We start from the raw sequence: 12130 nt of genomic DNA on the forward strand, positions 1-12130 counted from the left end.
ATAAAATAGCGTTTGTGCAAGCAGATTGTGGAGGTGCGAGGTTTTGAAAAGCATGAAAATGATAAAAACGAGTATGTTAACTTCGGTTATCTTTTCCTTTTTATGGGTGAGCGGCGGGACAGCCCTGGCAGAGGAACCGAATTTAGAGGCGGAATCTGCCATTTTAGTAGACGCAGAGACAGGTAAAATTATATACGATGATGAAATAGATGTTATTTTACCTCCAGCCAGTATGACAAAGATCATGACAGAATACCTCGTGAATGAAGCGGTTAAAAGCGGGAAGATAGCGTGGGATGACGAGGTTAAAATTAGTGACACGGTACGTGAACTATCGCTGGAAACCAACCTTTCCAATGTACCACTCCGCCAGGATGAAACGTATACCGTCAAAGAATTATATGAGGCAATGGCCATTTATTCTGCAAACGGTGCTACGATAGCTCTTGCCGAGCATGTGGCTGGTTCGGAGGGTGAATTTGTCAAACTCATGAACGAAAAAGCAAAAGAAATTGGAATGGAGAATTACAAGTTTGTAAACTCAACCGGGCTAAACAATAAATCGATGGACGGGCAGCATCCGAAAGGGACAAAAGCGGATGAAGAGAATATGATGTCGGCCAGAGCGACAGCTACACTCGCTTACCATCTCTTAAAAGAGTATCCAGAGACACTTGAGACGACTAGTATCCGTGCCAAAACATTTAAAGAAGGAACAGAAGATTACATAGACATGCAAAACTGGAATTGGATGCTTCCTGGGAGTGTTTTCGCTTATGAAGGTGTAGACGGATTGAAAACGGGTTATACCGATATGGCCGGAAATGCTTTTACCGGCACGGCTGAAAGAGACGGCATGCGGTTCATTTCTGTCGTTATGCGCACCGATTCACGCGAAGCACGTTTTAAAGAAACAGCAAAGCTCCTTGATTACGGGTTCGACACCTTTACTTATGAAAAAGTGATAGAAAAGGGCGAGTCTGTAAAAGGGAAAAAGGCGTTGCCTGTATCAAAAGGTAAGGAAGATGCCGTAACAGTTGCGGCTGGTCACACCTTGTCTGTACTAGTAGAAAAAGATCAAAAAGAAAAAATGACTCCTGTTGTTACATTAAACAAGAAGTATTTTAATGAAGACGGAGAATTGATTGCCCCTCTAAAAAAAGGACAAGCTGTTGGACTCATCACAATAGAAAATGACAAAGACGATGAATATTTACAAGAAGAGATGCGTGAAAATGTAAAAGTGCCACTGGTTATTCAAGAGGATGTTGAAAAAGCAGGTTGGTTCTCCCTTTCTCTTCGTAGTATTGGCGGATTCTTTGGAGAGATGTGGAGTGGCGCAGCTTCGTTTGTAAAAGAATTATTCTAATAAAATGAACCTTATGAAACAGTACTTTATTAACAGCTACCATAATGGTAAAATAATAAGGATAATATATAAGAGATAGTGGAGGAATGGAAAATGGCAGACAGAGGAACAAATAGAGTAAAACGCGGGATGGCAGAAATGCAAAAAGGCGGCGTTATTATGGACGTCGTCAATGCAGAACAGGCAAAAGTTGCTGAAGAAGCTGGTGCTGTAGCAGTTATGGCACTAGAACGTGTGCCTTCCGACATCCGTGCTGCTGGCGGCGTTGCCCGGATGGCAGATCCAACAATCGTGGAAGAAGTGATGAATGCAGTCTCCATTCCGGTCATGGCAAAAGCTCGTATTGGCCATATTGTAGAAGCGCGAGTACTAGAAGCTTTAGGTGCTGATTATATAGACGAAAGTGAAGTACTAACACCGGCAGACGACGTATATCACATGGATAAAAATGCGTTCACCGTACCTTTCGTATGCGGTTGCCGTGATTTAGGAGAAGCACTTCGCCGGATCGGTGAAGGAGCGTCCATGCTGCGGACAAAAGGAGAGCCGGGAACAGGAAACATCGTGGAAGCCGTTCGTCATATCCGCATGGTACAAGCCCAATTGAAGAAAGTGACAAACATGTCCAAAGACGAACTGATGACCGAAGCTAAAAACCTTGGTGCTCCGTATGAGCTGCTTCTTGATATCCAGGAAAACGGCAAATTACCGGTCGTTAACTTTGCTGCAGGTGGTGTAGCTACACCTTCGGATGCTGCTTTAATGATGGAACTTGGTGCAGACGGCGTGTTTGTCGGCTCCGGTATTTTTAAATCGGACAATCCTCAGAAGTTTGCACGCTCCATTGTGGAAGCTACTGCTCATTACCAAGATTATGACTTAATTGCAAAGCTTTCTAAAGGTCTTGGCACAGCTATGAAGGGAATCGAAATGTCAACTCTTGATCCTTCTCAGCGTATGCAAGACCGAAGCGAGTAATTACACCAAGACTAGTCACTTATAAAGGAGGGCGCCTCATGGTAAAAATAGGAGTATTGGCCTTACAAGGAGCGGTTCGGGAACATGTGAAGAGCTTAGAAGAAGCTCCTGATTGTGAGGTTACCCTTGTCAAGTGCGCCGAACAACTTGAAGAATTAGATGGTTTAGTTTTTCCGGGTGGGGAAAGTACGACCATGCGCCGGTTAATTGATAAATATGATTTTCGTGAACCGCTGCGTTCATTCGCGGAAGCTGGAAAACCAATCTTCGGTACGTGTGCCGGGTTGATTTTGATGGCTAAAAACATCGCAGGGGAAGCGGAAGGCCATCTGCAGCTTATGGATATGATGGTAGAACGCAATGCATTTGGCAGACAGCGGGAAAGCTTCGAAACGACCTTATCTGTCAAAGGAGTCGCGGATGACCTGGAGGCTGTGTTTATTCGAGCTCCTCTTATTCAGAGTGTTGGCGACCAGGTTGAGATTTTAGCTGAATATGAGGGAGAAATTGTCGCAGCTCGCGAAGGTCACTTGCTGGCATGTTCCTTTCACCCTGAGCTAACAACAGACAGCCGTTTCCATCACTATTTTGCGCAAATGGTGAAAGAGGCAAAAACGACGGCTGCGCTTTAATGGAAAGCAGTCATTAACATATGTGTGAAAAAGCGCTGACGGGCCCAAGTATCAGTGTAACCCGCATACAGAGAGCCGGTGGTTGGTGTGAACCGGCTGTGGAACGCTAGAGAATCCCGCCCTGAGTGAAAGAGTGAACGGATACGTAACTCTTTTCGTCTTATCCGCGTTACAGGATCCAAAGCAGCAGAGAAGGCGCTCCTTCTCTGAAATTGGGTGGCAACGCGGTCACAAACCGTCCCTTTCATGAAACGAAGGGGACGGTTTTTTCTTTTGTTAAACAACTTGAACCAATTTTATAAGTCACGTACACTTATTAAAACCCGAACAATTTAGAAATAGCATAGAAAATTTGATTTCCACTGCAGGCGGACGCTTTCCGCGGGCAACGCCTCAGCCTCCTCGACCTGCAAAGCAGGTCTGTGGGGTCTTCGGACTGTTGCTTTTCCCGCAGGAGTCGCCGCCTTCCGTTACAATCAACAATGGATATTTATGAAAGTAAATGAATAATGTTTTCATATTATTGTTCGTATTTTTATCTAATTAACACTTATGAAATCATGTATGAAATCATTTATGATCTATTAATGAGGGGGTATTGGAATGCTTGATGTGAAACGGTTACGGAATGATTTTGAAGAAGTGAAGAGGAAATTGCAAAAACGTGGAGAAAACCTTGGGGATTTGGAGAAGTTTGAGGATCTTGATAAAAAGCGTCGCACTCTCATCCAAGAGACGGAAGAGTTAAAGCAGCGCCGTAACCAAGTATCACAAGAAGTTGCTCAGTTGAAAAGGGAAAAGAAAGATGCTGATCATCTTATCCAAGAGACGAAAGAAGTCTCACAAAAAATAAAAGAAATCGATACGGAATTAAAAGAAACCGAAGAAACATTGCAGCAGCTGCTATTGTCGATTCCCAATATCCCGCATGACAGCGTCCCTGTCGGTGAGGACGAGGAAGACAATGAAGAGGCCCGCAAGTGGGGGGACATACCTGTTTTTCCATTTGAAGCGAAGGCTCATTGGGAACTGGGAACAGACCTGGGCATGCTTGAGTTTGAGAAAGCTTCCAAAGTAACAGGAAGCCGGTTTGTTTTTTATAAGGGCGCAGGTGCGCGTTTAGAAAGAGCGTTGATTAACTTCATGATGGAACTGCATGCCGAGGAACACGGCTATGAGGAAATGATTCCGCCATACATGGTGAACCGTACGAGCATGACGGGTACCGGACAGCTCCCGAAATTTGAAGAGGATGCATTCGGCATTCGGGAAGAAGATTATTTCCTCATTCCAACTGCCGAGGTACCGGTTACTAACTTTCATCGTGATGAAATAGTAGACGGTACCTCACTTCCCATTGCATATGTTGCCTACAGTGCTTGTTTCCGCTCTGAAGCAGGATCAGCTGGCCGGGATACACGTGGCCTTATCCGCCAGCACCAATTTAACAAAGTAGAGCTCGTCCGTTTCGTTAAGCCGGAAGATTCTTATGACGAACTGGAGAAGATAACCGGTCACGCGGAGAAAGTGCTTCAGCTACTCAAGCTACCTTACCGGGTGATGAATATGTGCACGGGGGACCTTGGATTTACAGCTGCGAAGAAGTATGATATTGAAGTATGGCTGCCAAGCTACAATGACTATAAGGAAATTTCGTCTTGCAGTAACTTTGAAGATTTCCAAGCGCGCCGTGCCAATATTCGTTTTAAGCGCGACAGCAAAGCAAAAGCAGAGCATGTCCATACGTTAAATGGATCAGGACTGGCACTCGGAAGAACAGTTGCTGCTATTATGGAAAATTACCAGGTAGAAGACGGTACGATCCGTATTCCGGATGCATTGCGGCCGTATATGGGAAATAAAGAATTCATCGGAAAATAAATATAATCGCTCCTCGGGCAATCACGCCCGAGGGTGCTTTTCTTTTATGCAAACGTGTATGCTGTATGAAAAAACTTTGTTTATTTTTGAGAAAATACCTTGCTTCCTTAAAATCACTATGTTAGTATTATCTTTGTCAGCAAAAAAGAAAGCAAACGGAGGAGTACCCAAGTCTGGCTGAAGGGAGCGGTCTTGAAAACCGCCAGGGGCTTTGCGGCTCGCGGGGGTTCGAATCCCTCCTCCTCCGCCATTACTTAACAACACAAACGTTATAACGGAATATAAATAAAAGCATAACTCGGCATGAAATGCCCGGTTATGCTTTTACTTTTCATTCAGCTTTATACTACATTTTATATAAGTACTGTCAGCTGCCAATTCAAGCTGGCAGTTTTTTAGTGTGATATATCTGCTTCCTAAATGTAGGTGGCCATGCCCGCAGAAAAAACAGGTCAGTTTATTCGAGTCTCTTATGCGTTTGCCTCGCTAGCGGAAGTGGAAGAAGGTACATACAGATGGGGAAAAATGATTGACCAGTCACACAACGCACAATGAGACCAACAATGGGGGCAGCTTGACGGTTGCTTCTTTGATCGGTATAATTGACTGACAGTCAGTCAACTTTCGGGAGGATGTATGAATAAATTAAAAACAGAATCAACATATAAGGCTCTTTTGGATGCAGCTGTCGTGGTGATGCAGGAAAAGGGCTTTGAGAAAGCGTCCGTTTCTGCTATTACGAAACAGGCGGGCGTTGCTCATGGAACTTTTTATACGTATTTCACCGCAAAAAATGAAGTGATTCCGGCACTTGCGGAGAACATTGTACAAGAGACATTAAACAAGATGAAACAACGGACAGAACCACATACCGAGCCTGCCAAGCTCATGCAGGATCTGATCGATGTGACCTTTGAGATGACAGAAATATATAAGGATGTCATCACATTTTGTTATGCGGGGCTTGCATTTTATAATTCTTTTGACCGCTGGGAAGCAATATATGCTCCCTACTATCAATGGCTCGAAGAACATTTGGAAGGAGACTACCACAACAACGATAAGATGATTTTGATTCCTATGATCGTGGATGTCATCGAAAATGCAGCCGACCGCTATTATATTGCGGGAAATAAGAAAATTAACCAAACGCAGCTAAAACAAGCTATCTTTGAGGTCGTCATGAGAATGCTGCCTCACTAATTAATAATGAGTTTTGGGGAGAAGGAATGGAATGAATGTCACGATTCGAATGATATGGTTATCCGTAATAGCATCCCTTCTATTTGCACTTGTAGGTGTAATTTGGGGATTGTATGCGAAGTCATCTATGATTTTATTTGACGGTGTGTATTCTTTTATCAGCTTGGCTCTTTCGCTCCTATCATTAGGGGCTACTTCTTTTATTAAGAAGCGTGATGAGAAGCGGTTTCCATATGGGAAAGGGATGATTGAGCCGATTGTACTTTTTGTGAAACATAGTGCGCTCGCTATTCTATGTGCGGTTGCTATGGTGACAGCGCTCTATGATTTGTTCACAGGAGGACGGGATGTTGATCCTGCCCAAGGATTCCTTTATGCCATCCTTTGCGTTAGTGGTTGTGCGGTTGTTTTTTTTATTTTAAAACGAAAGGCAAGGACTTCTCCGTTCATTGAAGCAGAAAGTCGTCAATGGATGATGGATACGTTTCTAAGCGTTGCTGTTCTTGCCGGTTTCGCCGCTGCCTTGCTATTAACTGGTACAGGATATGCCTTTTTAGTGCCGTATGTAGACCCTTTTATGGTTCTTGTTAGTGCGAGTGCTTTTCTTATTGTTCCACTGAAAAGTTTAAAAGATAATGGAAAAGAACTGCTCGAAATGGCACCAGCACCGGATATTCAAGAGGTGGTTAGGGGATCGGTGGAAGAAGCCGAGGCTTCTTTTTCTATTTCTGAATCAGTGATACGGTTGGCCAAAGCGGGACCGACCCTTTTTGTCGATATCGATTTTATTTTAGGCCCAGAAACGGAAATACGCGATGTTCGCGACATGGATGATATGCGGGAAAAAATTAACCGTTCACTCCAGGACCTTCCCTATGATCTGTGGCTTACCGTCACTTTCACAGCAGACCGTAAATGGGCCACTTAATTATCTTAAAGCAGGAGTACTCACGGTATCACCCAGCAGTTTATGCTGTAAATAGATCGAGAAGAAAAAGGAGAAGGAATGGAAACCAAAGGGCTCCATTCCTTCTCCTTTTTAATTAATGAAGAAGAGTTTGGCATTTTTCGATGCATTTCTCCAGATCGGAAACAGCATGCTGCATTTTTTGTCTGGCTTCTTCATGAGCATTTGTCATCGCGTGATCTAGGTGGGACAGGGCACTTTCACGCTCTGTGATTCAATTTTGTAAACTTTCTTGGTTCATTTCATGATCGCTCCTTTTTTTGTGAGAGCCTTTCAGGTATATTATTGCTTATTACGCTTTATTTATGAATGTTTTTAGGTGAAACTGGAGAGTAACGGTTACGTATTGTGTTAGACATTGGATCGAGGTGTTAATGGTATGCAGGACATTGCATTAATGGACCGGAGTTGGATGCAAAAAGCAATTGCACAAGCACGAACTGCAGAATTGGACGGAGAAGTTCCGATTGGCTGTGTCATCGTGTACCAAAACCGGATCATTGGCTGTGGTTATAACAGAAGAGAAACTCACCAGTCTGCGTTGGCTCATGCTGAACTAATCGCGATTCAGGAAGCATGCAGGACATTAGGGAGCTGGCGTCTCGAAGATTGCACGCTGTATGCAACGCTTGAGCCGTGCCCGATGTGTGCGGGAGCGATCGTGCAGGCGCGTATTCCGCGTGTGGTTTTTGGAGCTGCTGATCCGAAGGCAGGCTGTGCCGGGACAATTATGAATGTATTGGAAGAAGACCGGTTTAACCACCGCTGTGAAGTTATCCGCGGTGTGCTCGAGGACGAATGTGCTGAGTTATTAACCGTTTTTTTTCGAAAACTTCGTGCAGAAAAGCGGATTAGAAAACAACGAAAACGGGAAGAGGAAAATGGGATGGATGGCGAATTGGATTAGCAGACACACCGTGTTATAGTAAATGCAGGTGAAAAAGCAGGAGGGGAAAATGGTGCGTTCTAATCAATTTACTGCTGAAACAGCGAAAAAGCTCGCGGAAAAGCTTAACATGCCTGTTGAACATATTGTGCATACATCACCGGAAGAGGTTATGGAAAAAATAAATGAGCTGGAGAAAAAAGAATTAAAAACATAATGATAGACAGAGTAGCGCTGGTAATAATCAGTGCCTCTTTTTTACTCTTGCATTCTGTCATATAAATATGTATACTGGGTTGTACGCTGACACAAAGCGTTTTAATAAGTTATCCAATTTGCCGTGCTAAGTGGGGAGGTAGCGGTGCCCTGTACTCGCAATCCGCTAAAGCGAGACCGAATCCCTTCTTTAGGCTTTGTCTCCGTGAAGTCTGCCCCGTGTAAGTGGTGTTGACGTCCGGGTTCTGCGCAACGGAAACCCGTGAACCCTGTCAGGTCCGGAAGGAAGCAGCAGTAAGCGGACCCTTCTGTGTGCCGCAGAGTCGCCTGGGCTGAGCTAACTGCCCGGGTAACGTTCATGGAGGCATTGCCGACGGAAGGTGCACGGCTTTATACATACTAAGAACGGTTCCAGAAGGGACTGTTCTTTTTTTATTGCTGTGTTTGCTGCTGTTGGAGGATTCGTAGAGATCGGAAAGCAGGGGTAACACACTGCATATTAATTTTGAAATGGAAAGAGCTACGCGGTATAATGAGAGAATGAAAGCACTGGAAGGAAGGGGGTCTCGAGAGTGAGCTACAAGGCGCTTTACCGGGTATGGCGGCCGCAGACGCTGGAAGATGTCACCGGACAGAAACACATTACCAGAACACTTCAAAATGCTCTTGTGCAGGAGAAATTTTCTCACGCCTACTTGTTTAGCGGGCCGCGCGGTACAGGGAAAACGAGTGCTGCGAAAATTATTGCGAAAGCAGTTAACTGTGAAAAGGCACCGGTGAAGGAACCATGTAATACGTGTAGGTCCTGTCAAGGTATTACGGATGGTTCGGTCGTCGACGTCATTGAAATTGATGCGGCTTCCAATAACGGGGTGGATGAAATTCGCTATATCCGTGAAAATGTGATAGCTGCCCCTCGAGATGTCCGTTATAAAGTTTATATTATCGATGAAGTGCACATGCTTTCCACGGGTGCTTTCAATGCTTTATTAAAAACATTGGAAGAACCTCCGCGCCATGTCATCTTTATTTTAGCGACGACAGAGCCACATAAAATACCTCTAACGATTATTTCCCGCTGCCAGCGTTTTGATTTTAAACGTATCGGTACAGAGGAGCTGGTAGCAAGGATGACATATATTTTGGAACAGCAGGGTTGGCAGGCTGAGGAAGAAGCGCTCTATTTAATCGCCCGGGCAGCAGAAGGTGGAATGCGTGATGCGCTCAGCCTTTTGGATCAGGCTGTTTCGTTCGCGGAGGAGAAAATCTCGGCTGATGATGTGCTTCTGATCACAGGTACAGTTTCACAGCGCTTCTTAACGAGAGTGGTTTATGCTTTAAAGGAGACGGACACAACAGCAGCCATTGAAGCGGCAGACTCGTTAATTCAAGAAGGGAAAGATCCGCTTCAGTTTGTCGAGGATCTGCTGTATTATCTCAGAGACATGCTTTTATACAAAACGGCACCTGAGCTGGATGAAGTGCGTAACAGGGTGACGATTGATGATGCTTTCCGAGGTTTAGCCAGCCAGACAGAGAAGGACTGGTTGTACGACATTATTCACCAGCTTAATGAATGTCATCAAGACATGAAACGGACCAATCATCCGAAGATTTTACTGGAAATGGCACTGATTGCGATGTGTCATGCTAACGAGAACCGCTTGCCGGATGTAGAAAAAGGCATCTCGTCTCCCGATATTCAAGAACTGCAGCAGAAAGTAGCTGACCTTGAAAAGGAACTGAAGGCATGGAAAAGAAACGCCCCCTCAGGGAAAGAATCTTCTGTTGCGAGTAGCACGCAGTCCAGCCCAGTGTCACGTGAGAAGGTATCCCGAAAAATTTCTGCGACCCTCGGAGAAAATCAAAAAATAAACGAAGTAATGAATGCGGCAACGAAAACGGAGCTCCAGCTAATAAAAGACAAGTGGGCGGATGTGATGCAGCAGGTTAAGCGTGAAAGTGTGCCGGCTCATGCGTGGCTCAGTGACGCAAAACCAGCTGTTTCCGATGGGGAAACGGTGGTGCTTGCTTTCCAAAATGAAATGCACCGAAGCATGGTCGATACCAAATTTCACGGTATTGTGGATACGGCCCTATCAGAAGCTTGCGGGAAACCGCTCCAGCTTGTGACTATTCTCACCGACCAATGGGAAAAGATCAAAGAAGCATATAAGAAAAAACAAGAAGCTTCCGGGGAACTTGCTGCTGAAGAAAAAAAAGGAGACGACCCCATTGTTGACGAAGCTATAAAGTTAGTAGGGAAAGAGTTAGTGGAAATTATCGAAGAAAATCAATGATAGATGGAGGCAGTTATTATGAAAAACATGGGAAACATGATGAAACAAATGCAAAAGATGCAAAAGCAAATGCAAAAGGCCCAGGAAGAGCTTAAAGATAAAACGGTAGAAGCCACGGCAGGAGGCGGCGCGGTGAAGGTAGTTGCTGCTGGAGATAAACGTATTGTTGATATTGAAATTGATGAAGACGTGGTCGATCCGGAAGACGTAGAGATGCTTCAAGACCTTATTTTGGCTGCTATGAATGAAGCATTGAAAAAAGTGGATGAATTGGTAGAACAGGATCTTGGTAAGTTTACGAAAGGACTAAACATGCCGGGAATGTTCTAGAAGGAGGAGCTCGTGCAATATCCAGCACCCATATCAAAATTAATAGATGGTTTTATGAAACTGCCGGGTATTGGCCCCAAAACGGCGAGCCGCCTGGCTTTTTATGTTCTTGATATGAAAGAAGACGATGTTTTGGAGTTCGCAAAGTCGCTCGTGAACGCAAAGCGGGATTTGACATACTGCTCTGTCTGTCATCACATCACAGACACGGATCCGTGCAGAATTTGTGACGACAAAGAGCGTGACCAGACGGTTGTATGTGTCGTGCAAGATTCTAAAGATGTCATCGCAATGGAAAAAATGCGTGAATACAGTGGTCTTTATCATGTGCTGCGAGGGGCCATTTCGCCGATGGATGGGATAGGGCCGGAAGACATCAATATTCCTGATTTGTTGAAACGCCTGCAGGATGATCAAATCCAAGAAGTGATCGTTGCGACAAACCCGACGATTGAAGGAGAAGCGACTGCAATGTATCTGTCTCGGCTTATTAAACCTACGGGAATCAAAGTAACGCGCATTGCGCACGGTCTTCCAATCGGAGGCGATCTAGAGTACGCAGATGAAGTAACGCTTTCAAAAGCTATGGAAGGACGCCGCGAATTGTAGGAGTTGGCAATGGCCATGCTGTTAAAAAGAAAAAAAACGATACGACAAGCTGAGAATGAACGGCTTGTCCTTACCATCCAGACCGTTAAGCAGGATTTAGATCGTTATGAAAATATGATAGAAAAAAGTATCGATCCTTCTGATGATATAGTGGCCCATCTTAAATTGATGCGAGCCAAATATATCTTCCTATTAAAAGAAGCTCGTCAGCGTCGAATTAATGGCTATCTTGATAATTAAGGTGGGAGGTAGAGCTCACTTTGTTTGTATAAACCGTCGCGCTTATGCTGCTGGCGGTTTTTTATTTGGCAATTTCATAGTTCAAATAACTGGAACCCAAACTATTCGTATATGGCATAGAAAGGTTGATTTGCCCTGCAGACAGACACCTCCCTGCAGGGTCTCAAGACTCATGCTATCCTCGCCGGAATCTTCGCTTTCCGTTACAATCAACAATGGCTAATTATGAATTGAATAATGTTGCAAATGAAAATTTCCGGATATTGGATTGGATAAACAGTTGTTTTTTAAAAAAAAGCAAGTATAATAGTATTTCCGTAACGCAATAGTTTCTACAAAGAAAAATGATATTTATTTTTTAAAAAAACTGTTGCTTACTTTATAAAAAGATGATATATTATTACTTGTCGCTAAAAAGCGACGCCACCTTTTCAAAAAGAGGTCAAAAATTAAGTATTGACTTTTTGAAAGACGGTGTTATAATATTAAGAGTCGCTAAGAAAACGCGAGAGAAACTAG

General features: G+C 44.2%; 13 protein-coding genes, 1 tRNA gene, 1 other RNA gene and 1 other annotated feature. All 15 genes read left to right on the forward strand.

Features of this window, described 5'->3' with window-relative positions:
• Nucleotides 1-52 precede the first annotated feature (52 nt).
• The 15 genes from LOR49_RS09675 to LOR49_RS09740 all read left to right on the forward strand — a co-directional run bounded on the left by LOR49_RS09675 (nt 53) and on the right by LOR49_RS09740 (nt 11611).
• On the forward strand, nt 53-1369 hold the full coding sequence (locus tag LOR49_RS09675; RefSeq protein WP_240376385.1) for a D-alanyl-D-alanine carboxypeptidase family protein: 1317 nt from the start codon (nt 53-55) through the stop codon (nt 1367-1369).
• Between the two features lie 93 nt (nt 1370-1462).
• On the forward strand, nt 1463-2347 hold the full coding sequence (gene pdxS, locus LOR49_RS09680) for a pyridoxal 5'-phosphate synthase lyase subunit PdxS (RefSeq protein WP_240376342.1): 885 nt from the start codon (nt 1463-1465) through the stop codon (nt 2345-2347).
• Between the two features lie 38 nt (nt 2348-2385).
• Nucleotides 2386-2979, forward strand: coding sequence for a pyridoxal 5'-phosphate synthase glutaminase subunit PdxT (gene pdxT / locus LOR49_RS09685; protein ID WP_240376344.1), 594 nt, complete (start codon nt 2386-2388; stop codon nt 2977-2979).
• 26 nt (nt 2980-3005) lie between these two features.
• Nucleotides 3006-3225 (forward strand) — a binding site (T-box leader).
• A gap of 357 nt (nt 3226-3582) precedes the next feature.
• Nucleotides 3583-4860 carry a serine--tRNA ligase gene (gene serS / locus LOR49_RS09690; RefSeq protein ID WP_240376345.1) on the forward strand — a complete coding sequence of 426 codons (1278 nt, stop codon included), beginning with the start codon at nt 3583-3585 and terminating at the stop codon, nt 4858-4860.
• 157 nt (nt 4861-5017) lie between these two features.
• Nucleotides 5018-5110, forward strand: a tRNA-Ser gene (locus LOR49_RS09695).
• Between the two features lie 182 nt (nt 5111-5292).
• Complete coding sequence (locus LOR49_RS17490; RefSeq protein ID WP_275899601.1) at nt 5293-5415, forward strand: hypothetical protein; 123 nt, start codon at nt 5293-5295, stop codon at nt 5413-5415.
• 81 nt (nt 5416-5496) lie between these two features.
• Nucleotides 5497-6063, forward strand: coding sequence for a TetR/AcrR family transcriptional regulator (locus LOR49_RS09700; protein ID WP_240376346.1), 567 nt, complete (start codon nt 5497-5499; stop codon nt 6061-6063).
• 31 nt (nt 6064-6094) lie between these two features.
• Nucleotides 6095-6991 (forward strand): cation diffusion facilitator family transporter, encoded by an 897-nt coding sequence (locus LOR49_RS09705; RefSeq protein WP_240376347.1) that lies wholly within the window; start codon nt 6095-6097, stop codon nt 6989-6991.
• A 418-nt stretch (nt 6992-7409) separates the two neighbouring features.
• Nucleotides 7410-7937, forward strand: coding sequence for a tRNA adenosine(34) deaminase TadA (tadA, locus tag LOR49_RS09710; RefSeq protein WP_240376348.1), 528 nt, complete (start codon nt 7410-7412; stop codon nt 7935-7937).
• A gap of 49 nt (nt 7938-7986) precedes the next feature.
• Nucleotides 7987-8133 carry a YycC family protein gene (locus LOR49_RS09715; RefSeq protein ID WP_240376349.1) on the forward strand — a complete coding sequence of 49 codons (147 nt, stop codon included), beginning with the start codon at nt 7987-7989 and terminating at the stop codon, nt 8131-8133.
• A gap of 121 nt (nt 8134-8254) precedes the next feature.
• An RNA gene (gene ffs, locus LOR49_RS09720) (signal recognition particle sRNA large type) lies at nt 8255-8520 on the forward strand.
• A 184-nt stretch (nt 8521-8704) separates the two neighbouring features.
• Complete coding sequence (gene dnaX / locus LOR49_RS09725) at nt 8705-10432, forward strand: DNA polymerase III subunit gamma/tau (RefSeq protein ID WP_240376351.1); 1728 nt, start codon at nt 8705-8707, stop codon at nt 10430-10432.
• A gap of 18 nt (nt 10433-10450) precedes the next feature.
• Entirely contained in the window at nt 10451-10762 is a 312-nt protein-coding gene (locus LOR49_RS09730) for a YbaB/EbfC family nucleoid-associated protein (protein WP_240376353.1), read from the forward strand.
• A 12-nt stretch (nt 10763-10774) separates the two neighbouring features.
• Nucleotides 10775-11371, forward strand: coding sequence for a recombination mediator RecR (gene recR / locus LOR49_RS09735; RefSeq protein WP_240376354.1), 597 nt, complete (start codon nt 10775-10777; stop codon nt 11369-11371).
• A gap of 9 nt (nt 11372-11380) precedes the next feature.
• Nucleotides 11381-11611 (forward strand): YaaL family protein, encoded by a 231-nt coding sequence (locus LOR49_RS09740; protein WP_240376356.1) that lies wholly within the window; start codon nt 11381-11383, stop codon nt 11609-11611.
• Nucleotides 11612-12130: the final 519 nt, after the last annotated feature.

This window comes from Bacillus piscicola (assembly GCF_022458745.1).
GTDB classification, from domain to species: Bacteria; Bacillota; Bacilli; order Bacillales; family Marinococcaceae; genus Alteribacillus_A; species Alteribacillus_A piscicola.